Raw genomic sequence first — 21,231 nt, 5'->3', positions numbered from 1 at the left:
TTTCGCCCGTGGGATCGCTGCACGGACGGTCCGCGGCAACCGGGGACTCACGGCCTGGGAGCCAGGTGGGGCGCGATGCGCGGACCGTAGGCTTCAGGAGTCCTGGAGTGCGTGGGGTCGTAGAGAAAGACTAGGGGCGCTGGGTGAGCGAGAAGAAGAACCGTCGAGCCGTCAACATCATTGAGCGGTTGGCGCTGCAGCTCAACTGGTTCTTTCGCCCCCAAGACATCAGCGACTTCGGTGTCGACGCGCTCGTCGAGAAGTTCAGCACGACCCAGGGCCGCGGAGACAACGAGACCGAGGACGCGTCCGGGCGACTGCTCGCCTTGCAGATCAAGGGTGGGTCGTCCTACTTCAAGAAGCAGACGCCCAATGGGTGGTGGTTCCAGTTCGGGAGTAAGAAGCATCGGTACTGGCTGAACCATGCACTACCGGTGATCGTCGTGCTGGTCGACCTCGACACAGAGACTGCCTACTGGCAGGAGGTGTCGCCTCGCACGGTGAAGGCTGCGGGCAAGGGATTCAAGGTCGAGGTTCCGCGCACGCAGCAGGTGAGCGACGCCGACCCGGCGTGGAGCGAACTTGCGAGCGGTCTGGAGCGAGCCGCCGAGAACCGATTCGACTACTCGCTGTCGGTGTTGCCGCCCGGTGTGAGGAGACTGCTCGAGGCACGCCCGACAATGGAGCACGCAGACGCCGCGTTGCTTGCGATGCACCTGGCCCAGGGGCGCTTGAACGCGCACGGCACCGTCACGTCCCTCCGTGCCGCAAATCCGGCATGGCTTAAGAGGGCTGGGGAGTGGGGATGGTCGGCGATCGGGAACTTCGCCAGCTCTCATGAACTGGAGCACGAGGCCGGCCTCGCCTACGTCAACGCAGCGGAAATGAGCGAGCCGGGTCGCCGCGGCGCGAAGCTGGCAGCAGCTGCAACTCACCTGCGCCGTTTCGAACCCGACCGGGCTCGCGAGTTGATGACGCAAGCCGATGAAGAAGTAGCGCTGGGGTTGTCGGCCGCGAACCTGACTCCCACCTCGGAAGCCATGATCCGAGCAGCAGCGCGCACGATCCTTACCGAGCCCAACCGGCGTCGGTCGCCTTCCAAGACTGTGGGCCCACTCGAGGTCAGACCGTCGGCCGTGCCGTGGTCCAGCCGTGACGAGCAGTGGAGCCTCGATCCGCTCCTGGCTTCCGGGGGCCCGGACGTCGACTCTTCCTCCGCGGCTCAGCGAGTGCTCGCGCTGCACGCCGAGGCCCTCGACAACTGCGACGTGGCCATACGTCACGCACAGGCCGCGGTGCGGCTGGACCCGCAGTCGTCGTCGGCGAAGCTGCTCGCTGCCCGCATGTACCTGAACCGGTCCACCGAGCCGAGCGGCCTGACCTCCGACATCCGCAACGCAGTCGAGCTGTATGAGTCGGCGATCTCGGACCGGCTCCGCTGGTCGGGTCCTACCCGAGCTGCCCGCTCAGAGCTCGCCCAGGCGTTTATGGCCGCCGGTCGTCTCGAAGAGGTCATCAGGCTCACGCTGCCTGTCCCTTTCGGCACGGCGGACGAGGCTGAGCTCGACCCTGTGTGCGTCCGGATGGGCGTGCGAGCGGCTGCGGTACGCGGCCGACGCGACATCGTTGACGAAGCCTCCCGGTTCTTGGGCGACACGCCCGCAGATCAACTTCTGAAGGTGGCTCTCGGCGAACTTGAACTGCAGCAGTCGGACGTCAACGCTCTGCGCGTACGCGTCTTGGACGAGGCCATGGCCGGCAAGCAGTGGGAGGAGGCGCTGAGCGCAGCCCTGACATTGCTGCGCGACGGAGTCGACGTCCAGGACAGGCTCGACCAGCTGACAAGGGAGGGGATCGTGGACGAGGTCGTGGCCGACCTCGGTAAGGCTTTGTGGATCGCGCATAGCGATTTGGATGCGGCCATCCCGCGCCTTCGCGAGCTCGCAAAGATCTGGAACCCCGCCGGCTCCAACTTTTTGCTGGCCCTGAAAGCAGCCGAACGGTTCAGCGAAGCAGCATCGGCTGCCCAGCAGCTTCATCAGCTATCGGGTTCTGAGCAGTACCTGCTCGAACGAGCAGATGCCCTCGTCGACTTGTGCTTGAGCCTTGAGCGAGCGAACAAGAACAACGAGCCCGTCGAGCCCGACGAGCAGTCAGAAGGCGAAGTCGAGGACCGCGGAGCTGACCCCGATACCGGCGACGGCTTCGCCGTCGCGGCTGTGACCGATGACAGCGACAGGGAGTCCGACAATGCCTTTGAGGATGCCGTGGCCGAGGCAACCGAGGCGTGTCGCGATGCTCTCGCAGTGACTTGGCTTCACCCCCACGACCGCGGCCGCCTGCTGACATTCCTTGGCAGCCGCGCCGCAAGCGCGGGTGACTGGGTTGGTGCCGAGCGGCACACAGCCGCAGTCCTCGACCTTTTCGAGGTCCCGGGCGATGGCAACGTGTGGCGCAACGTCTCCTGCCTCATCAACGTCGGCCGGCTGCGAGATGCCGTTCGGGTCATCGCGGACTACCGACCGAAGGTGCGCTCGCTCGAAGACGCCGGTCTGTGGCTGCACGCTCACTCGACGTCGGGGTGGAGCCATCCGGTAGCTGTGGAGGCGTGGACGATGGCCGAGGAGCTGGAGGACCCGAAGTTGTGGGCGGCCGTCTCCGCCCACATCGTGACCAACACCAGAGGCACGGGCGTCGACTCGACGACTGCAGCCGACGACAGTGAGGGCACCGAGCCGGATCAGGACACGAAACAGGATGCGGCGAGCGATCCGGTCGATCGAGACCGCGCAGCCGCCCATAACGTCCCACAACCGGAGAGCGCAGACTTAGAAGGAGAAGACGCAGAAGAAGACGCTCAACTGGCGCGTCGCCGAGAGCTCGCGCAAGAGCTGGTGCCCGGCGAACTGCATCGTCGCGCATTCGAGATGCTCGCTCGGGTCGCTGACGAGCATCCCGAGGCGACCGGCATACAAGTCATTCGTGGGGACTCAACGGATGACGCTGTGCAGGCTCTGGTGGAGCAGCTACAGCGACACGCGGAGTTCGACGCAGCGGTGGAGGATCTGGCACGCCGTGCGCTCGTAGGACAGATGCCGATCGGCATGCTGGCTGGAATCCTGGGACGAAGCTACGCGGCCCTGATCATCCAGCGGGGCCTTGGTGTGCTCCCGGCGGCGTCGCCTGACGACACCGAGCACTACACCGAGGTCGAGACCGCCGCTGCGGCCTTCGACCGGACGGTGGTGGTGGACTCGGCCGCAGTAGTCACCCTTGCGGGGCTTGTGGACCGAACGGCCCTGACGGGGCGCTTCGCTTCGCTGGCCGCAACGCCGGCCACGATGCACGACCTGAACGGCTCCTACTTCGACATCCGGGGGTTGGCGGGTAGCCCGGGCAGCATCCGCTGGGACTCCGTGCGTCGCAACGTCGCGACGGCCGAACTCGGGGAGGCCGAGTACGTCCGGATCTTTCAACGGGCCGAGCAGGTCCAAGTGCTTGCAGATCGTCTCAGCGTCATTTCGGTGCCGCAGCCGAGGTTGCTGCTGTCGCAACTGGCTCGCGACGAACGCGCGTCCGTGTGGGTCGATGCCATCGAATCGGCTCATCACCACGACGTAGCGCTCTACTCCGACGACTTGAGCCTTCGGCGCCTGGCCCGTTCACTCGGAGTGCCGGCGTTCGGCACGCCAGCACTCATCGACGCCATCAGGGATACCGCACTCGCGTCAGTGCCGGCCGCAGATGACGATCGCCTCGGTGCGGTGCTGGAGCAGCACGCACAGGGCAACCTGGGGCTTGTGCGCGATCACCTTGTCGACGTCGTTGTCACTGAAGAGGAGCTCATCGAGCTCGCAGAACAAGAGGACTGGGGCGCGGGTGCTGCGTCGAGCGTCATCTCCCGTCCCAAGTGGTGGGTTGAGAACCCTCAAGGCATCAGGACCGTTTACCAGGTCCTCAACCAAGCTGCAACGATAGAGTCTGGAAATGCGGCTGCTTGGCAGTGGGCGGCCATGCACGGCGTGGCCAGCGCAACGGAGCCTCACACGGCCGCAAGGCTGCTGGCACTGCTCGCGTTCTATGGGTTCAGCCAAGAACCCACCGACGAAGAGAGGGCACTCGGGTTGCTTCGCGCGCGCGACGTGGCAAGCATCGTCGGGGTTCCGGATCCCACCAGCGTCATCGCCGACGTTGTCACCGAAGAACTCGAAGACTTGGATCTAGCCGCGCCTGTCAGCGCGCTCGTGGACCGAGTGATCGCGCTCGCGGACAGCATCTCCTCTCCATCCCGCGAACCGTCGGACCCCGACGGCGCTCCAGAACCAGGCGGTGACGCAGGTTTGGAATGACACCTTAGACGCAGCGTCGAACCGCCCACTATGACGCGCTAATAGGACCGCGAAGCTGGGGAGATCGGCGAGGTGGCAGCGCCGGCACCTCGGCGCGCTTGTTGGTCGGGGCCGGTATTCCATACCCCCCTCGAGCGCCTGAGACCCTCAACCGCGCGGCGAGGGATCAGCGGCATAGATGCGCGGCATGCGCACCACGCTATGCGGGGCCGTGATCGATTCACTGTGGCCGACTTGCGTGACGATTACCTGGGCGCCAAGCCTGACCGCCTCGTTCCCGATGCGACTAATGGCGTCGGCGACGATTGCGGGACCCAGTCCATGCTGATGGGGGTTGTCGAGGATCACCAAGCCCGGCACGCAGAATGACGGATCATTGGCCCCGCTCAATCTCACGAGGCCGTAGCTGTACGCGAGGAAGAAAAGTACCTTGGCCTCAGCTCCCAAACTCTCATCCCACGGCCTGGTGCCAACATAAAAAGTGAGGTCGTCTGCAGCGATCGTCACTTGCTGCCCGATCCACCCGCGGCCGTTAAACGCAACAAGAAATTCATTCATCCGATCCGCAAGCGCGCTGCAGTTTCGCTGAGCATCCGACCGTGCCGTCGTTTCCTGTGTTGCCAACTCCTCGAGCCGAGTTACCTCAGCGAGCGCGTCGTCCACAGCATTCGATGCGTTCTCCTCACGCAGAAGAATTGCCTCAAGGGCTGGTAGCGCCGCGAGCTGCTGCTGAAGGCGTCCGATCTGGCTCGACGTGTCTTGCAGTGGGCCGACGAACGGTGCGAGAAGCACAAACCGCTCGTCGTGCAGCTCGGCCGCAAGGTCTTCCCGCAGCGCTTTGGCCTCTCGCTCGGCGGCGCGCGCCTGCTCTAGGTCGACCGCGGTGCGCTCGATTGCGTGGCTGAGGTCCTCAATCTCCGTCTCGAGGGCGCGGATCTCACGGGCGGCGCGGCGTTGCCGACGATCATCGGTCACTGGCTGGTGGCACAAATAACAGTCATCAGAAGCGTGCTGGTGCCGGGTGTCGATCTTCTGTTCGCAGGCGGGGCACAACCGCACGGGTAGGTCACCGAATACATCGACCGAGTCCGAGAGCCGCTGTAGGCGCTCTATTTCACCCCGAGCAGAGCGGAGAGAGACTCCGAATTCCTCGAGGAGTACGGCGAGCTGGGATGTTCGGGAGGTCGTCTGATCGACTTGCTGTGAAGCCGCGGCGAGGCGCGCCGGAAGTTCGCGATCCAAGCCCGGCGCACCGTCGCCATCCACGGCTCGTCGGGCGAGCTCGCTGATGCCGTCGCGCTGACCCTCCGTCTGCCTAAGGGTCGCAGCGAGTTGGTCCCGTACGCGATCGATGGATGCCGCATTCAGAATCGGCGGTAGCCCTAGCTGCTTGCTGAGGTCCGCCACCACGGTGTGAGTGGACTCCGCCACGTTGCGATGGACCGCGTGCGCCGCCGCGAGTGCACGTTGTGCCTCGCCGAGCTCGAACTCGGCAGTCTCGTATCGGTTAGGCGCAAAGCCCAGAAACAAGCTGATGACCGCGCTCCGAAGGTACTGCCGCTCCTTCGTCGCGAACTCCGTCCACGAGTCTTCGCGCCGGTACATGTGACGTAACGGCGAGCGAAAGGTCAGGGGTACCTTCTGGGTTGCCGTCAAAGGGTTCCTCCCGAGCGGGACCTCAAGAAGCGGCCACCCGAGTTTGCCCATCAGCCAAGGACTTAGGTCGCTCGCGTCAATGGGAAAATGGTCATCAATAGTCACCTTCGACTTGAGACCCTGCGCGAACTCGCGAGCGAGACGGTGCTTGTCGCCGTTGATGGCGATGGTGATCGCTACCGCCGAGTACTTCTCCTCGATGGCTGACCCCAAAGCAGCTGCTGGGCTCTTTTCCTGCCCGAGGCAATAGTCGATGACCCTTAGGGTCGTTGTCTTCGAACTGTTCGGTTCTCCAGCGATAACCGTCATAGGCGTCTTTGAGAAGTCGTAGGACTCAACGACCCCTGTGTTTTCGATGAGTTCGACCTCAAGGATGCGCAGTCCGCGGTCAAGGCGCAGCGGGGCCAGAACAGCCGGATGCTGAGGGTCGGTCATGTTCGGATTTCCGTCCAGTAGGGCAGGTCGCCAACCTCGTTCGGGAACAGGGCGTAGACGAGGTCCTTCAGTTCAGTGCCTGTCATCGTGCTCAGGTCGGGGGCCATGGCCGCGCAGCGGTCGAGCAGCGGCTGGAAAGACGCTCGGCCGCTGAGATCGTCCGCTGCCCGACGACCTGCGGCTGTCAACTGGACTCTTTCCGGCTTCGCCGTAGTGATTGTGATCAGCTTCCTTGCGAGCAGGAATGCGAGGAACTGTCGGTACCTGGGGTCCCAAGGTCCGTAGCGGTACCGAATCATCGGCGCCTCAATCTCCGCGCCGGATGCCGTCCACTCCGTAGTACTGGCACCGACGTCACGCAGGTGGTCGAGGGCTCGCTCGAGAAAAGCCGGGTAGCGCAGCAGGAAGTCGAGTTTGGCCAGCTTCGTTCGCCCGTCGATGCCGGGCTTTGCCCCGGTTCCACACCCGCGCAGCAGCACCAGGAGCCGCGCGGCGTGGAAGTCCATGCTGTCGTCCGGATCCCACGGCTCGTGAAGCGGCGGTACGACGTCGAGGCCGATGCCCGCTGACATCACGCGTACCGATTCTGACAGCGGTAGGTCACGTCAGAGAGCGTTGCCATTCTGTCGGCGCTGGTCCCTAACGTGCCGTTAATGTCAGTGTCGAGGGCATCGACTACGGCGCTGTACGCTGCTGGCCCTGGCTGGACCTTCCCGGCGCGACGATGGGCTGCGACGCGCTGGCAGATCGCGAACACCTCGCGGTTCAGTTCCTTGTATCGGACCTTCTCTGCCCCGACCGCCGATCGGATCATTCGCCTGAGTGACTCCAATTCCTGGAACGAACGCCTTATCTCCTCGTCATCAAGGCCCGCCGCATCCAGTTTTTCTGCCAGCGGGACGAGCGGCAGGGTGCCGTTGGCAGCCTCTCCGGTCGCCTCTGTCACGACGTCCGCGAACATGTGCCAGAACTCGTCTGCCGTCCAGGAACGAGCAACGCGTCGGCGCGCTTCACGCGCGACCTTGCTCAGGAGCAGCTCAGCGATCTTGGCGAGTTCATCGAGGAGTGGCTTCTGGCCGATCTGCTTAGTGACAGGGTCCTCCAGACGACCGATGATGTCCTTCTCGAGGTCATCCGCAGTACGCGGAAGGACCTGCACTTCGAGGCGGTCGACAAGGAAGTCGATGTCTGGCGCCCAGTCGGGCAAGTGCATGGCGATGAGCTTGGTTGCTACGTCTTGGCGAGACTTTTCATCGGCTGGTGCCGTCCCGCACGGTCCCTCGTGCTTGAACCCCCAAAGGGTCTGAGTGGGCGGTTCGTTCAGCACGACGCAGAAGGTGACCTCGCCTATTGGCTCGTCTTTACCGCTGAATAGTCGTCCCAGAATGCTGGTCTCGACCTTGCCCTTAACTTCGGGTCGGCATACGCGTGCGGCGCTGTGTGCCTCGGCGTTCTCGCGTGTCTTCACCTGGCGATAGATGATGCGGTCGTGTTGCGTGCAGACGATGTCGTCTTCGGCTTCGAAACCAACCGAGGTGTAGAGGGTCCCGAGGTTCAGGCACTCCATGAGCGTGACCGCGTCCTGATACGCGAATCCCCGCCGGCTACGCCTGCCGCCGTCCTCGATACTCACCTTGCCCCCGTCTCAACGCATCAGCGAACACATCTCACACCATGTGCGGCATGTCTTTCTGCGTTTCACCGGGATCGGGTCAATCGCCCTGAGGTTGGGGTAGGCCATCGCGGTAGCCGCATGCTGCTCCGGTGTCGTACCGGCCCCGGTGTTCAGGAATGGTGCACCGCCATCTCGACGACCTTCACCGGTTCCAGGCCGGGCGGCGAAGGTCTGCGTCTTCACCACCGTCGCCTCGATCAGCCTGCACGCCGACGAGACCCTCGCCGACGACCGCGAGGCGAGCACCGAGCCGCGGGTCGGCGTCTTCCACCAGGCCCGATTCTCGGGCATCGCCGCCCTGCAGGTGACCGGTCCCGCCCACCGCGATCACCAGGTCTCGCCGTGGCACATCGCGTACGCCGAGGGCACGGTCGAGGAGCAGGTCGGCAAGGTGATGGTGGAGCGGATCACCGCGGCCTCCGACACGGTCGGAAGCGATACCACCGGCCTCGCCCAGCTCCTCGGGGCCGACTGGCTGCCGCCCACGACCCTGACCGAGGACGGCGCCCGACCGGATCGACGTAGCGTGCCCGCATGGTCTCGTTCATCAGGTCGGTCACCTTCGACTGCCGGGAGCCGCTCCGTGTGGCCGAGTTCTAGGCCGCAGCCCTGGGGACGAACGTCGACGAGGACAGCATCCCGACCGCGCCTGGGTGGAGGCTGCTGGTTGGGGTGGCCCCTCACATTGGTTCGTGCGCGTGCCCGAGGGCAATGCGGCGAAGAACCGTCAGCACTTCGACCTGCGTCTCGAGCCACGCCCAGGAGGTACGACGACTCGTCTCGCTCGGAGCAGACCTGACCCGCGACGACGGCGACCTCTCCGTCATGACCCGATCCTGATGGCAACATGTCAAAAGTACATGTGAAGAAGCCCGACCGAATTGTCATCGCCGATCCAGAGGAGTACGACTCATAGGAGGGCTCAGAACATTGGCCGCGTAAGTCGCGAGCCCCGCGCTCGCCTGCGCGAGTACGTCTAAGGCGCTAAAAAGTGCGTTCTGCGACGTACCGAGCACGTGCTGTGTAGGTTCCCTGGGACACACACGAAGCACCCACGCCAAGGTTCGGGTGCTTCTCGGACACGGGGAATGCACATGAGTAATACAACGCCGCCAGGCTGGTACCCGGATTCTCAGAATCCCGGTCAGCAGCGTTACTGGGATGGGGCGCAGTGGACAGAACACACCGCGCCGACCGCCCCAGCCGGACCGTCTCCTGCCACACCCCTCGGCGCGACCGCAAGTCCTGTGGGGTCCACCGAGAAGAAGAACTGGTTCCTGCGCCACAAGATTCTGACCGGTGTGCTTGCCTTCGTTTTGATCATCATGATCGCGAGTGCCGCTGGCAGTGGCGGCGACGACGGCGACGTCGACACTGCATCCGACGACTCCACGCCGTCAGCGGAGTCGGAGCCCACCAAGGAGCCGGAGCCCACCAAGGCGGAGCCCACCAAGGAGCCGGAGCCCACCAAGGCGGAGCCCACCAAGGAGCCGGAAGCGGAGAAGGTCATCAAAGTCACCGCCGCCAAGATTCTCCAGGAGTTCGAAGATAACGAGGCGGCGGCCGATCTCAAGTACGGCGACCACCAGTTGCTCGAGGTCACAGGCTTCGTAAGCAAGGTCGACACCGAACTCCTCCACGACGACCGGTACGTCATCCAAGTCTCCGGGCCGGACTACGAGTACGCGTTCACGACCATCAACTGCGACGGCCAGTCGGCAGAGGACGTGGCCAAGCTCAAGGTCGGCCAGAAGGTCACAGTCGGCGGCGACTTTCAGGACGGTGGCGACCTAGGCATCGAACTCGGCGGCTGCCACGTTGTCTAGCCCGCAGCGCGTGTAGCCTCCAGCGGGACCGTTGCACGGAAAAGTGACAAGCCAACCTTCAGCAATCTCGCTGGCCTCTCACTGACCACGACCCGAAGCGGGTGTGCGTCCTTCCCCCGCCTGTCGGCGCGGGGTCGAAGAGCACTCTTCTGCGGCCGATGACCCTCCCGGCTACCCGGATCTCGGGCTAAGCCCGCAGGCAGAACGGGTGGCCGGCTGGATCGCGGAGGACCCGGGACCGGTCCGGGCTCGGCTGCTCGATCTCCTTGGTCGCGCCGAGCCGTAGCGCTTCCTCCTCAGCGTCGTCGAGGCTCGCGACGGCGAGATCGAGGTGGAGCTGCTGCGATCGTTCGGCGGACGGCCAGGTGGGCGGCCGGTAGTCCTCGACGCGGACGGCGCCCAGGTAGAACGAGTCGACCCTGAGGGCGCAGAAGTCGGGTGTCTCGACCACGACCTCGCCGCCCAGGAGGGAGGCCCAGAAGGCGGCCAGGACGGCGGGGTCGGAGCACTCGAGGTTGATCGAGGCGATGCGGGCGACGGGCATGGTTCTCCTGGTGTCTCAGATGGCGAGGGCGTGGGTGTCGAGCAGGCTGCGGTCGCCGTCGAAGCCGTGGCTGAGGGCGGCCGCGACGTCCTCGTGCGGGGTGCCGAGGCGGACCGCGCTGACCTGGTCGAGGCGCTGGTAGTGCTCCTCGCCGAGCTCGAGGTCGAGGGCCCGGAGGTAGGTCTCGAGGTGCGCCGGGGTCCGGGGGCCGACGATCGGGATCATCGAGGTGGACGTCAGGGAGGCGCGGCGGCGCAGCCAGGCCAGGGATACCTGGACCGGGCTGGTCCCGAGGTCGTCGGCGACGGCCAGTACGGCGTCGAGCACCAGGGTCCGCTGGGCGTCGCCCTCAAGGCCGGGGCCGCGGGCGCTGAGCCGGCCCGGCTCGCCGTGGCGGTACTTGCCGGTCAGCAGCCCGCCTGCGAGCGGTGAGTAGAGAACGGCCCCCAGGCCGTGGGCCTGGGCCATCGGCAGCAGCTCCCGTTCGGCGGACCGCTCGGCCAGGCTGTATTCGGTCTGGATGCCGATCAGCGGTGCGAGGCCGCGCAGGTCGGCCCGGGTGGCGGCGCTCGCCACGCGCCAGGCCGGGAAGTTCGACAGTCCGCCGTGCAGGATCTTGCCGGCGCGGATCAGGTCGTCGAAGCCGGCCAGGATCTCCGCGACGGGGGTGGTGCCGTCGGGGAAGTGGGGCATGAAGACGTCGACGTAGTCGGTGCCGAGTCGGCGCAGGCTCTGCTCCAGGGACCGGACCATGGTCTTGCGGCTGTTGCCGGTCGTGCCCGGCCGGGGCTGGGCGTCCCGGGTCCCGCTGTACTTGGTGATGACCACGAAGTCGTCGCGCTGCTGGTCGAGCAGTCCGCCGAGGACGGTCTCGGCCTCGCCGCCCTGGTAGATGTTCGAGACGTCGAACGTGGTGCCGCCGGCCGCGACGTACGCCTCGAAGATCTGGCGGGATCCCTCCAGTCCGGCGCTGGTGTCTGCGGAGCCGAAGTTGGCGGTGCCGAGGACGTACTCGGAGACCCGGAGGCCAGTACGTGCTCCGAAGGTCTGGTAGCGCATGGGAGCTCCTGGCTGTTGGCGACGGGTAGAGTCACGAACATACATTTAAAACGAAGGGTCGTTCTATTTTATGCCGAAGGTCACCCAGGCGCACCTCGACGCCCGACGACAGCAGATCGTGGACGCCGCCCGCGCCCGCTTCGCCAGCCACGGCTTCGCCCGGACGTCCATGGCCGACCTGGTCGCCGCGTCCGGGCTCTCGACCGGGGCGATCTACCGGTACTTCTCGAGCAAGGACGAGATCGTCACCGCCATCTGCGAGCAGTCGTCCAACGATGGGTTCCCGACCGAACTCACCGCCGAAGCCATCCACGGCATGCTGGAGCGGGTCCGGACCAGGGCCCGCGAGCACGACCACGCCAGGCTGGTCGCCCAGATCTACGCCGAGGCGGCACTCTCCCCACCGCTCGCGGCCATCGTCGACCAGCAGCTCGCCGGCCTGCGGTCCGCCGTCGCCAGGCTGCTGGGCGACCGAACCGACGATGATGCCGCGAGGATTGCCGAGGCCTTCGTCGCGGTCTGTGTCGGCTACAGCCAGCAGCTCGCCGTTCGAGGCGACCTCGACCCCTCACCTTTCACCACGGCCCTCCTGGAGCAGTAGGTCGACCCGTCGCACGCAACTCCTTGTTCCAGCGCGTCCAAAGACCCGATCTACCCCGAATCGTCCGCAACTGAGCCGCGTCTTTCCCCCGCTACTGGGTCGCGCCTCCCCGACGCTGCGGCCCGCTCGGCAGCCAGTTGTGCCTGCCTGCTTCGGTCAGCCGCACATCTTGCGTGGCGCGATCGCCCACCGCTACTGCCGTTGGCCGTTCGACGACAATGCGGTTTCGACCGCTCAGCTGACGATGGGCAGTTGGAAGGAGCCGTTGCCCATGCGCCCGATCATGAAGAACGTGACGCCGAGCTGGTTCACCGCGTGCTGGTAGTCGGGATTCTCGAGGATGTGGTCGACCGCGATGCGGCACAGGAGGTCGTCCATGAAGCGACCCAGGAGGTGCGGGTCCTGAACGATCTCGTCGAACGACGCGCCCTCGGCGGCCCAGCGGTCGAGGAGGCTGCCGGGGACTGCCAGGGGCGGTTCGGCCGGGTGTCGCTCGTAGCGTTCCTCGATGTGCTCGGCGTAGGCCAGGTTGCGGCAGCTGTCGCTGCAGTAGATCCGTGGCCGGCCCCTGCCCTTCCTGGGCGGGAGCGGGTTCCCGCACAGCTTGCAGGTCGCGGTCGAGTCGTCCATGTCGAAGAGGTGCGCGCGCACCCCCGCTGGCCCACGCAGCGGCCCTCGAGGTGCAAACCGTGTGACGAAATTGGAAGTGGGGGAACGCGACGGACGGATGAGGGCGCGACGGCGACAGGTGGAGGGCTGGATCGGGGCGTGGCCTTGTGGTGGGAAGGCGGGTTGGTGCCGGAGGGGTACCTGGGAGATGAGGCGGGTGACAGGGATTGAGCACTAGCCAAGTTCGACGATCCGGCGCATCCTGGAATCGGGCGACCGCGACGCCGTAGGGCGTCGCCGCCTCGCTCCAACATCACGCGCGCCTCGGGACCACACCATGACGATCAGACTCGGGCCGAACTCTCATCGGCGGAGCACGCGGCTGTGCGCCGGGCGCACAGCCGGCGGCTACGGATCCGCACCCGGTGCGGGACCGGTGCCAGGCTGAGGGTGACTACGGTGCCGGACATTGTCCGGCACCGGTGACCACTCACTCGTCTGCCTGAGGCGCCAGGGACTCCAGCAGGTCCGCGGTGGCGGGGTCCACGAGGTCGTCGACCTCGATGTAGTGGGCCTTGGTGATCTCGACCGAGGAGTGCCCCAGCATCTCGGCCGCGAGCTCGGTGGAGCCGTCGCGGCTGAGCACGGTCGCCACCGTTCGGCGGAACGCGTGCGGGGTGACCCCGTCGACCTGGCCGTCGGCCAGGGCCGCTCGCAGACGGCGACGAACGTTGTTGGTGGTCAGCGGGGTGCCGTTGCGGCTCGCGAAGATCAGCGCGTCCTCGGGCTCGCCCGCGACCGCGACCAGCCGGTGGCGCAGTGCCTCGGCGGCGAAGCTGGGCACTGCGACCGTGCGCACCGAGGAGGACGTCTTGGGGTGGGCCTGGCGATAGGTCGCGACGCCCTTCGGGGAGACGATCGTGCCGCAGATCCGTACCCGGGCCGGCGTACGGGTGACGTCGACGTCGCACTTGCGCAGCGCGAGGACCTCGCCGATGCGGGCCGAGCTGCCCAGCATGACCTCGACGATCTGCTCCAGCTGCCCGTCCGGTCGCGGGCCGGGCAGGCCGTCGTCGCGGCGCCAGGCGCGGACCGCCGCGCGTACGGCGGCGATGTCGGCCACCGACAGCGCCTTCACCTTCGTCGGCGGTTTGCGGAGCCGCTTGGTCTCGCGGACCGGGTTCCGGGCCAGCGCGTCGTAGCGGACCGCGAGGCCCAGAGCCAGGCTCAGCACCGTGCGGGCGTGCTTGGCCATCGCATAGCTGCGGTTGGCCGCCATGTGGCGCAGGAACCGGTCCACCCGGCTGACCGTGATCTCGCGGAGCAGGAGGTGTTCGAAGGCGGGCAGCACGATGGTGCGCATGTCGCGCTCGTACAGGTCTCGGGTGCTGCGCGCCAGCTCGCCGTCCAGGTCGAGGTCCTCCAGCCAGACCTTCACCAGGGTGGTGAACGAGCTGTCCGGGGAGAGTTCGCCATAGCTGCGCCTGCTCTCCCGCTGTGCGAGGGCGGCCTTCAGCCGGCGTACAGCGTCGGCCTCGGTGGCGCCGGACGCCTGGACCCGGCGGATCCGGCCGTCGTCGTCGCGGTAGCGGGTTCGGGCGCGGACCTTCCGGCCGGCCCGGGAGAACGAGATCTGGCCGAAGGTCCCGATCGGCGTGCGCGGCCTACCCATGGCCGATCACTCCGGCTCCCCCGGTGGCTCCTCGCGCTGGGCCTCGACCCAGGCACGCACGTCGCAGACCAGGTACCGCAGCGCACGCCCGACGTGCACGGCGCGTGGCCCGCGTCCCGTCAGCCGCCAGTCGTAGAGCGTCCGCACCGGGACGTCGAGGTACGCGCTGAGCTCGTCGATGCTCAGCATCGGCTCCAGGCCGGGTACGGCGCGCAGTGAGGTCTCCATGGACCTCAGGTGTGCGGGCGACTCCGTGGCCCCCGGGACCAGCCGTCATCGGCCCGCAGCCGGCGGGCGGATTTGATCGCCGAGACCCCGTTCGGAGGGGTAAGTGGTGAGTTTGTGGACACCGGTTCAAATCCCAGAGACCTCTCAGGCCCGGAGATCCGTGGATCTCCGGGCCTGAATCCGCAGGTCAGCGGCCATCTCTGGCCTCCTGCGTTCGGTCGGGCTGACAGGATTTGAACCTGCGACCCCTTGACCCCCAGTCAAGTGCGCTACCAAGCTGCGCTACAGCCCGAACGGCCGTGGCAACCTGCACCACAAGCCGCGTGAACACTACCGCAGGGCCGCCCGGGAGATGGAATCGACCCGCGGTTTCGGACGACGGGTCAGCCCATCGACTTCTGGCCGTCGATCGTCTCGCGCAGGATGTCGGCGTGGCCGGCCTGCTGGGCGGTCTCGGCGACGAGGTGGACGAACACCCGGCGGGCCGACCAGGTGGCGCCGGGCAGGTTCCACGGCGCCTCGGGAAGCGGCTGACGGGCGTCGAGGTCGACGTGCGCGAGCAGGGTGTCGGTGTCCACGGCGGCCTCGTCGTACGACGCCAGCAGGTCGGCGAGCGTCTCGCCCTCGACCATCCGGAAGCCGTTCTGGTAGGCGATCACCTCCGCCGGAGGGTTGCTCCAGTCGATGTTCGCCCAGTCGACGTCGGGCTGGTCGACCGGACCGTCGGTGATGAAGTCGCACCACTGGCGCTCCGTGGCGGTGACGTGCTTGACCAGCCCACCGAGGCAGAGTTCGCTGACCGTCGGGCGGGAGGCGGCCAGGTCGTCGCCGAGGTCCTGGACGGTGAAGCGGAACAGCTCGCGGTGCTTGTGCAGGGCGTCGAGGAGGTCGGCGCGCTCGGAGGTCAGGATCTGGTCGGGGGTCATGAGAACAGGCTACGAAGCCAACCGGTCAGGTCCTGACCTCAATTCAGATCAGCGCTTGCGCTTCTCCCGCGGCCGCTGCTGCAGCACGATCGGCGTGCCGACGAAGCCGAACTCCTCGCGCAGCCGGCGCTCGATGAACCGCTCGTACGACGCGTCCAGCCGGCCGCTGGTGAACAGGATGAACATCGGCGGCGCCGTCGACGCCTGGGTGCCGAAGAGCACCTTGGGCTGCTTGCCGCTGCGCACCGGGTGCGGGTGCTCGGCGACCAGGCGGCCCAGGAAGTTGTTGAGCGTTCCGGTGCTGACCCGGGTCTCCCAGCCGGCCAGCGCCTTGTCCAGCGCCGGGACCAGCCGGTCGACGTGCCAGCCGGTGCGGGCGGTGATGTTGATGCGCGGGGCCCACTGCACCTGCACCAGGTCGCGCTCGACCTCGCGCTCGAGGTAGTAGCGACGCTCCTCGTCGACCAGGTCCCACTTGTTGAACGCGATGACCAGCGCCCGGCCCGCGTCGCGGACGGTCTGGATGATCCGCATGTCCTGCTCGGACAGCGACTCGCCGCCGTCGACGACCAGGACGGCGACCTCGGCCCGATCGATGGCGGTCGCGGTGCGCAGCGAGGCGTAGTACTCGTGGCCGGAGGCGGTCTTGACCCGTTTGCGGATGCCGGCGGTGTCGATGAACCGCCAGGTCTTGCCGCCCAGCTCGATCAGCTCGTCGACCGGGTCGACGGTGGTGCCGGCGGCGTCGTCGACCACCACCCGGTTCTCCCCCGCCAGCCGGTTGAGCAGCGAGGACTTGCCGACGTTGGGCCGCCCGACGATCGCGATCCGGCGCGGGCCGCCGACCTGCTCGCCGATGGTCTCCGGCGGCGTCTCCGGCAGCGCGGCCAGGATGGCGTCGAGCATGTCGCCCGATCCGCGGCCGTGCAGCGCGGAGACGGCGTACGGCTCGCCGAGCCCGAGGTTCCACAGCCCGTAGGCCTCGGCCTCGGTGCGCTGGTCGTCGACCTTGTTCGCGGCCAGCACGACCGGCTTGCCCGACTTGCGCAGGATCCGGACGACGGCCGCGTCGTTGTCGGTGATGCCGACCGTCGCGTCGACCACGAACAGCACGGCGTCGGCCAGCGACACCGCGAGCTCGGCCTGCGTCGAGATCATGTGCGCCAGGCCGCGGGCGTCGGGGTCCCAGCCGCCGGTGTCGACGACCGTGAAGGCGCGGCCGTTCCAGTTGGCGTCGTACGAGACCCGGTCGCGGGTCACGCCCGGGACGTCCTCGACGACGGCCTCGCGGCGACCGATGATCCGGTTGACCAGCGTCGACTTGCCGACGTTGGGGCGTCCCACGACAGCGAGGACGGGCACCGGCCCCAGCGGCTCGTCCGCGGACGAGTCGTCGATGGGCAGGTCGGGTCCGGCGGTCATGGTGCTCCTTGGTCGGTGACCCCGGTATCGGGGTCGGGGTCGAGATCGCCGAGCGGCAGCTCGCCCGGCAGTTCACGGCCGGTCAGCGCCTTGGCATGGTCGAGGTGCACCAACAGGTGCTCCCTCAGCAACATCGAGGTGTGCTCGACTTGTTCCTTCGTCCGCGGCCACTGCACCACGGGGACGGTGTACGGCGCGCCGAAGACGATATCGATGGTCGCACCCTTGAGGGGCAATGAGCCACTCCTGCCGCCCGGCTCCCTGGTGCCGAACATCACCACGGGTACGACGGACGCCCCGGTCGCGAGCGCGAAGTACGCCGTACCGCGGTGGAAGCGGTCCAGTTCGCCGTTGCCTCGGGCCCCCTCGGGGAAGATGCCGCCGGCCGCGCCGTCGCGCAGCACCCGCATCATCTGACGCACGGCGCGCATGTCGGTGCGGAACCGGTCGAGAGGGATCTGACCCGAGAGGACCAGGAAGCGGCCGAGCGCCCCGCGGAACATCTCGTCCTTGGTGAACACGTGCACCGGGCGAGGCGCGAAGACCGCCAGCAGTGGGCCGTCCAGGATCCCCACGTGGTTGGCTGCGAACAGCACCGGGCCCTCGGCCGGGGCGAGCTCGGTGCCCTGGACGCGGACGACGTACCGCCGGCGCAGCAGCCAGGAGGACACCGGACGCAGCCCGTGCAGCAGGAAGCGCCAGGGGAAGCGGGTGCGGTCGCTTCGCGGCAGCGCCGTGTGCTCGCTCACGCGACCCTGTCCACGAGCGCAGCGACCTGGTCGATCACCTCGTCGAGCGTGTGGTGCGTCGTGTCCAGATGAGCTGCGCCGTCGGCCATCACGAGGGGTGCGGTCGCCCGACCGGAGTCGATCGCGTCGCGGGCGAGCAGGGACTGCTCGGTCGCGGATACGTCCGAGCCGCCCTCCTCGGCCGCTCGCCGCCGGGCCCGGGCAGCCGGGTCGGCGGTGAGGTAGACCTTGACCTGGGCGTCGGGGGCGACGACCGAGCCGATGTCGCGCCCCTCGACCACGATCCCGCCCAGCGCGGCCTCCTCGGCGATCACCGCGCGCTGCAGGTCGAGCAGCCAGGCCCGGACCTCCGGCACCGCGCTGACCGGCGAGACCGCCGCGTTGACCGCCTCGGAGCGGATGGCGACCGCGACGTCCTCACCGGCGACCTCGATCGTGGGGGCGAGGGGGTCGGTGCCGGACTTGAGCGCGAGCTCCGGGACCCGGGCCGCGACCGCCGCCGGGTCGTGGACGTCGACGCCCGCCCGGAGCATCCACCAGGTGACGGCCCGGAACATGGCCCCGGTGTCGAGGTAGCGCAGCCCCAGCCGGGCCGCGACGCCGCGCGAGGTGCTGGACTTGCCCGAGCCCGACGGACCGTCGATCGCGATGACCAGGCCGGTGCGGGGAGGTCCGGAGGGGGTGCTCACGGGCCCGCAGCCTACCGGTGCGTGACCCACCCACGGGACTCGAGGGACGAGAGCAGGTGCTCGGCACGCCGCTCCTCCACCACCAGCTCCACCAGGCCGACCGGGCGACCCGGGTCGTGGTCGATGCGGATGTCCTCGATGTTGACCTCGCTGGCGACCGAGTCGGCCAGCAACCGGGCCAGCTCGCCCGGGTGGTCGGGGACCGAGACCCAGACCGAGCGCATCGGCCGGGTCGGACCGCCGTGCTTGCCCGGGATGGCCCGCGTGCCGGCGACCGCCTGCTCCAGGAAGCCCTGCAGTGCCCCCCGGTCGCCCCGCCCCACGGCGTCGATGACCTGGTCGAGCTCGGCACGGACCTCGCCCAGCAGGGTCAGGACGGCGGCGGCGTTCGCGCTGACGATCTGGCCGTAGAGCCGCGGGTCGCCGGCCGCCACCCGGGTGACATCGCGCACCCCCTGGCCGGACAGCGCCAGGTGGTTCTCGGGGCCGTCGGCCAGCCGCGCCGCCGCCAGGCTCGCGAGCAGGTGCGGCACGTGGGAGGTGCGCGCCACCGCCCGGTCGTGCTCCTCGGGCGTCAGCCAGACCGGCACCGCACCGCAGAGCCGGACGAGCTCCTCGACCAGCTCGACCGCGTCGGGGTCGGAGCCGGCGTGCGGCGTGATCGCCCACGGCCGGCCGTCGAAGAGCGAGGCGGAGCCGGCCAGCGGGCCGGACCGCTCGCTGCCCGCCATCGGGTGGCTGCCGACGTACCGGTGGGCGCGCGGCTCCCCCGCGACCGCGGCAGCCGGGCCGGACTTCACCGAGCCCACGTCGGTCACGACCGCGTCGCTCGCCCTCAGGGAGGCGGTGATCACGGTGCCGAGGTGGTCCGGGGGTACGGCGACCACGACGAGCTGCGGCCGGTCCCCGTCCCGGACGGGACGGCCGGCGCCCAGGCCGGACGCGGTCCGGACGTGTTCGGGAGAGGCGTCGGTGAGGAGCACCTCCAGGCCGGCGCGTCGGCAGGCCAGGCCGATCGAGGTCCCGAGCAGGCCGGTCCCGATGATCTCGACGGGGCCCCGGAGCTCACTCACCGGACTGGTCGGGGACCGACCGGGTCCGGGTCAGGTCGGAGCGCAGCGCAGCCGCGCCGTGCAGGTAGACGTGCGTGATGTCGGCCCGCGGGAGGTCGGTCTCCACGTGCGCCATCATCCGGACCACGCGCGGCATGGAGCCGGCGATCTCGAGCTCGCGGGCGCAGATCAGCGGCACCTCGCCGAAGCCGAGCTGGCGGGCGGCGTACGCCGGGAACTCCGAGTGCAGGTCCGAGGTCGCCGTGAAGACCACCGAGATGAAGTCGTCGATCTCGAGCCCGTTGGACGTCATCACGTCGGTGACCATCTCCGCGACCCGGTCGAGCAGGTGGTCGCGCACGTCCTCGTCGAGCTGGGTCGCTCCCCGGATCGCCCGCACCGCCACGTCAGTTCCTCCTGGTCCGCCTCCGGCACCGCGCCGGAGGACGGTGGGAGACTACCCGGGCTGGTAGTCGCCGAACGACCAGTGGTTACCCTCGGGGTCGGCGACGCTGCCGCCGCGACCGCCGTACGACTGGTCGACCATCGCGCGCAGCACCGTCGCGCCGGCGGCGACGGCCCGGCCGAAGACGGCGTCCGGGTCGTCGGTGACGAGGTACGCCGCGGAGCCGCCGACGTTGTCGACCGCCGCGTCGGGGCGCCGCGAACCGAACATGATCCCGCCGCCACCCGGCCACAGCCACTCGGCGTGCACGACGACGCCGGGGTCGGACTCGTCGCGGTACGTCGCGTGCTCGGTGAACCCGATCGCCGCGAGCCAGGCGATCATCGCGTCGGCGTCGCGGAAGGACATGGTGTGCCAGAGACGGACCTCTGCTGCTGTGCTCATGGGCTCAGCGTGGTGGATCGGCCGGGTCGAGGTCTTGAAGGAACGGGAACTCCTCGCGCAGCCAGGTCGTCGGCGGGCACCCCGCGAGCGCGGTCCACTCGCGGGTGAGGTGGGCCTGGTCGGCGTACCCGCACCGGGTCGCGACCTCGGCGAGCGGACGACGGCCCACCAGCCCGCGGGAGCGCTCGAACCGGGCCACCCGCTGCAGCGCCTTCGGCGTGAGCCCGCACTCCGCCCGCACCAGGGTCGCCAGGTGGCGACGGCTGTAGCCGACCTCCTCGGCCACCTCCTGGACCCGGGCACCGCGGGTCAGTCGGGCCAGCGCCCGGCCGACCGCGGCCGGCGGGTGCGGCTCCCCGTTGCGGACGACTGCCCGCAGCAGCTCGCGCTCGACGAGAGCCGCCCAGCGGGACCGGTCCGGCTCCCCCGCCAGCCGTTCCGGGAGGTGCCGCAGGCCCGGTGACAGGTCAGCCAGCTCACCCAGCTCGAGCAGCTCTCCCGCGAGCGCGGCCGCGGGCAGGCCGAGCAGGGCCCGAGCCCCGGCGGGGGTGAGTGCCAGCTGTACGCCGCGCTGGGTGCCGTCGTGGTGGATCTGCGCCGGCGCCGCGTGCAGCCCGGACACGCTCGACCAGCCCGTCGTGCGGCTGGCCGGACGGCCCGCCCAGGACACCTCCAGCGGCGCGTCGACCGGCAGCACGAAGGTCAGCGAGGTCGAGGGCAGTCCCCGGTGCACCCCGGGCCCGCCCAGGTCGACGTCGTACGCCACCAGGGAGGAGACGTACGGCGCGAGCGCTGCGGGCACGGCCATGCCGCCACGCTAGCGCTGCGGGGCCGGGTCCGGGTGGGCTGCCGGACCTGCCGTTTGGTCACCAACCGCATCGCTGCGGAC

General features: G+C 68.4%; 20 protein-coding genes and 1 tRNA gene. 3 read left to right on the top strand and 18 right to left on the bottom strand.

Annotated features, from left to right (window positions below):
- Nucleotides 1–143: 143 nt before the first annotated feature.
- Nucleotides 144–4,349, top strand: coding sequence for a DUF4365 domain-containing protein (locus tag MUB56_RS15535; protein ID WP_244927923.1), 4,206 nt, complete (start codon nt 144–146; stop codon nt 4,347–4,349).
- Nucleotides 4,350–4,496: 147 nt separating this feature from the next.
- Here MUB56_RS15535 and MUB56_RS15530 read toward each other — a convergent pair whose 3' ends face one another.
- The 4 genes from MUB56_RS15530 to MUB56_RS15515 all read right to left on the bottom strand — a co-directional run bounded on the left by MUB56_RS15530 (nt 4,497) and on the right by MUB56_RS15515 (nt 8,446).
- On the bottom strand, nt 4,497–6,440 hold the full coding sequence (locus MUB56_RS15530; protein WP_244927922.1) for a hypothetical protein: 1,944 nt from the start codon (nt 6,438–6,440) through the stop codon (nt 4,497–4,499).
- A complete protein-coding gene (locus MUB56_RS15525) occupies nt 6,437–7,015 on the bottom strand; it encodes a hypothetical protein (RefSeq protein WP_244927921.1) in 579 nt (192 codons plus the stop codon). The genes MUB56_RS15530 and MUB56_RS15525 overlap by 4 nt, the downstream gene beginning before the upstream one ends.
- A complete protein-coding gene (locus tag MUB56_RS15520) occupies nt 7,012–8,073 on the bottom strand; it encodes a dsDNA nuclease domain-containing protein (RefSeq protein ID WP_244927920.1) in 1,062 nt (353 codons plus the stop codon). The genes MUB56_RS15525 and MUB56_RS15520 overlap by 4 nt, the downstream gene beginning before the upstream one ends.
- Before the next feature lie 184 nt (nt 8,074–8,257).
- A complete protein-coding gene (locus MUB56_RS15515; protein ID WP_244927919.1) occupies nt 8,258–8,446 on the bottom strand; it encodes a hypothetical protein in 189 nt (62 codons plus the stop codon).
- A 916-nt stretch (nt 8,447–9,362) separates the two neighbouring features.
- Here MUB56_RS15515 and MUB56_RS15510 point away from each other — a divergent pair.
- Nucleotides 9,363–9,941 carry a hypothetical protein gene (locus MUB56_RS15510; RefSeq protein WP_244927918.1) on the top strand — a complete coding sequence of 193 codons (579 nt, stop codon included), beginning with the start codon at nt 9,363–9,365 and terminating at the stop codon, nt 9,939–9,941.
- Nucleotides 9,942–10,128: 187 nt separating this feature from the next.
- On the opposite strand, the gene MUB56_RS15505 is transcribed toward MUB56_RS15510, so the two are convergent.
- Nucleotides 10,129–10,485: a VOC family protein gene (locus tag MUB56_RS15505; protein ID WP_244927917.1), complete on the bottom strand. Its 357-nt coding sequence runs from the start codon at nt 10,483–10,485 to the stop codon at nt 10,129–10,131.
- Between the two features lie 15 nt (nt 10,486–10,500).
- On the bottom strand, nt 10,501–11,544 hold the full coding sequence (locus MUB56_RS15500; RefSeq protein WP_244927916.1) for an aldo/keto reductase: 1,044 nt from the start codon (nt 11,542–11,544) through the stop codon (nt 10,501–10,503).
- A gap of 70 nt (nt 11,545–11,614) precedes the next feature.
- On the opposite strand from MUB56_RS15500, the gene MUB56_RS15495 reads away from it, so the two are divergent.
- Nucleotides 11,615–12,145 carry a TetR family transcriptional regulator gene (locus MUB56_RS15495; protein WP_244927915.1) on the top strand — a complete coding sequence of 177 codons (531 nt, stop codon included), beginning with the start codon at nt 11,615–11,617 and terminating at the stop codon, nt 12,143–12,145.
- A 234-nt stretch (nt 12,146–12,379) separates the two neighbouring features.
- On the opposite strand, the gene MUB56_RS15490 is transcribed toward MUB56_RS15495, so the two are convergent.
- The 12 genes from MUB56_RS15490 to MUB56_RS15435 all read right to left on the bottom strand — a co-directional run bounded on the left by MUB56_RS15490 (nt 12,380) and on the right by MUB56_RS15435 (nt 21,150).
- Nucleotides 12,380–12,775: a hypothetical protein gene (locus tag MUB56_RS15490; protein WP_244927914.1), complete on the bottom strand. Its 396-nt coding sequence runs from the start codon at nt 12,773–12,775 to the stop codon at nt 12,380–12,382.
- A gap of 469 nt (nt 12,776–13,244) precedes the next feature.
- Nucleotides 13,245–14,426 carry a site-specific integrase gene (locus tag MUB56_RS15485; protein ID WP_244927913.1) on the bottom strand — a complete coding sequence of 394 codons (1,182 nt, stop codon included), beginning with the start codon at nt 14,424–14,426 and terminating at the stop codon, nt 13,245–13,247.
- A gap of 6 nt (nt 14,427–14,432) precedes the next feature.
- Entirely contained in the window at nt 14,433–14,654 is a 222-nt protein-coding gene (locus tag MUB56_RS15480) for a helix-turn-helix domain-containing protein (RefSeq protein ID WP_244927912.1), read from the bottom strand.
- A 218-nt stretch (nt 14,655–14,872) separates the two neighbouring features.
- Nucleotides 14,873–14,946, bottom strand: a tRNA-Pro gene (locus tag MUB56_RS15475).
- 91 nt (nt 14,947–15,037) lie between these two features.
- Nucleotides 15,038–15,580 carry a DinB family protein gene (locus tag MUB56_RS15470; RefSeq protein ID WP_244927911.1) on the bottom strand — a complete coding sequence of 181 codons (543 nt, stop codon included), beginning with the start codon at nt 15,578–15,580 and terminating at the stop codon, nt 15,038–15,040.
- A gap of 48 nt (nt 15,581–15,628) precedes the next feature.
- Nucleotides 15,629–17,002, bottom strand: coding sequence for a ribosome biogenesis GTPase Der (gene der, locus MUB56_RS15465; protein ID WP_244927910.1), 1,374 nt, complete (start codon nt 17,000–17,002; stop codon nt 15,629–15,631).
- Nucleotides 16,999–17,751, bottom strand: a complete 753-nt coding sequence (locus tag MUB56_RS15460) for a lysophospholipid acyltransferase family protein (RefSeq protein WP_244927909.1) — start codon at nt 17,749–17,751, stop codon at nt 16,999–17,001. Before MUB56_RS15460 ends, der begins: the two co-directional genes overlap by 4 nt.
- Nucleotides 17,748–18,440, bottom strand: coding sequence for a (d)CMP kinase (gene cmk / locus MUB56_RS15455; protein ID WP_244927908.1), 693 nt, complete (start codon nt 18,438–18,440; stop codon nt 17,748–17,750). The genes MUB56_RS15460 and cmk overlap by 4 nt, the downstream gene beginning before the upstream one ends.
- Nucleotides 18,441–18,451: 11 nt before the next feature.
- Nucleotides 18,452–19,513: a prephenate dehydrogenase gene (locus MUB56_RS15450; protein ID WP_244927907.1), complete on the bottom strand. Its 1,062-nt coding sequence runs from the start codon at nt 19,511–19,513 to the stop codon at nt 18,452–18,454.
- The gene (aroH, locus tag MUB56_RS15445) at nt 19,506–19,898 is read right to left on the bottom strand and encodes a chorismate mutase (RefSeq protein ID WP_244927906.1); all 393 of its coding nucleotides are present in this window, start codon (nt 19,896–19,898) and stop codon (nt 19,506–19,508) included. Before aroH ends, MUB56_RS15450 begins: the two co-directional genes overlap by 8 nt.
- A gap of 51 nt (nt 19,899–19,949) precedes the next feature.
- Complete coding sequence (locus MUB56_RS15440) at nt 19,950–20,342, bottom strand: VOC family protein (protein ID WP_244927905.1); 393 nt, start codon at nt 20,340–20,342, stop codon at nt 19,950–19,952.
- Nucleotides 20,343–20,346: 4 nt separating this feature from the next.
- Nucleotides 20,347–21,150 (bottom strand): AraC family transcriptional regulator, encoded by an 804-nt coding sequence (locus tag MUB56_RS15435; protein WP_244927904.1) that lies wholly within the window; start codon nt 21,148–21,150, stop codon nt 20,347–20,349.
- Nucleotides 21,151–21,231: the final 81 nt, after the last annotated feature.

Origin of the sequence: Nocardioides sp. W7, assembly GCF_022919075.1 — a bacterium.
Taxonomy (GTDB): Bacteria; Actinomycetota; Actinomycetes; order Propionibacteriales; family Nocardioidaceae; genus Nocardioides.
Note: the sequence above shows the minus strand (reverse complement) of the source record. Positions and strands in the feature narration are given on the sequence as shown.

Bases quoted from the DNA above. Each gene is read 5' to 3' on its own strand.
- MUB56_RS15530 (WP_244927922.1), bottom strand. From the start codon at position 6,440: ATGACCGACCCTCAGCATCCGGCTGTTCTGGCCCCGCTGCGCCTTGAC.
- MUB56_RS15505 (WP_244927917.1), bottom strand. From the start codon at position 10,485: ATGCCCGTCGCCCGCATCGCCTCGATCAACCTCGAGTGCTCCGACCCC.
- MUB56_RS15500 (WP_244927916.1), bottom strand. From the start codon at position 11,544: ATGCGCTACCAGACCTTCGGAGCACGTACTGGCCTCCGGGTCTCCGAG.
- MUB56_RS15495 (WP_244927915.1), top strand. From the start codon at position 11,615: ATGCCGAAGGTCACCCAGGCGCACCTCGACGCCCGACGACAGCAGATC.
- MUB56_RS15490 (WP_244927914.1), bottom strand. From the start codon at position 12,775: ATGGACGACTCGACCGCGACCTGCAAGCTGTGCGGGAACCCGCTCCCG.
- MUB56_RS15485 (WP_244927913.1), bottom strand. From the start codon at position 14,426: ATGGGTAGGCCGCGCACGCCGATCGGGACCTTCGGCCAGATCTCGTTC.
- MUB56_RS15480 (WP_244927912.1), bottom strand. From the start codon at position 14,654: ATGGAGACCTCACTGCGCGCCGTACCCGGCCTGGAGCCGATGCTGAGC.
- MUB56_RS15470 (WP_244927911.1), bottom strand. From the start codon at position 15,580: ATGACCCCCGACCAGATCCTGACCTCCGAGCGCGCCGACCTCCTCGAC.
- der (WP_244927910.1), bottom strand. From the start codon at position 17,002: ATGACCGCCGGACCCGACCTGCCCATCGACGACTCGTCCGCGGACGAG.
- MUB56_RS15440 (WP_244927905.1), bottom strand. From the start codon at position 20,342: ATGAGCACAGCAGCAGAGGTCCGTCTCTGGCACACCATGTCCTTCCGC.
- MUB56_RS15435 (WP_244927904.1), bottom strand. From the start codon at position 21,150: ATGGCCGTGCCCGCAGCGCTCGCGCCGTACGTCTCCTCCCTGGTGGCG.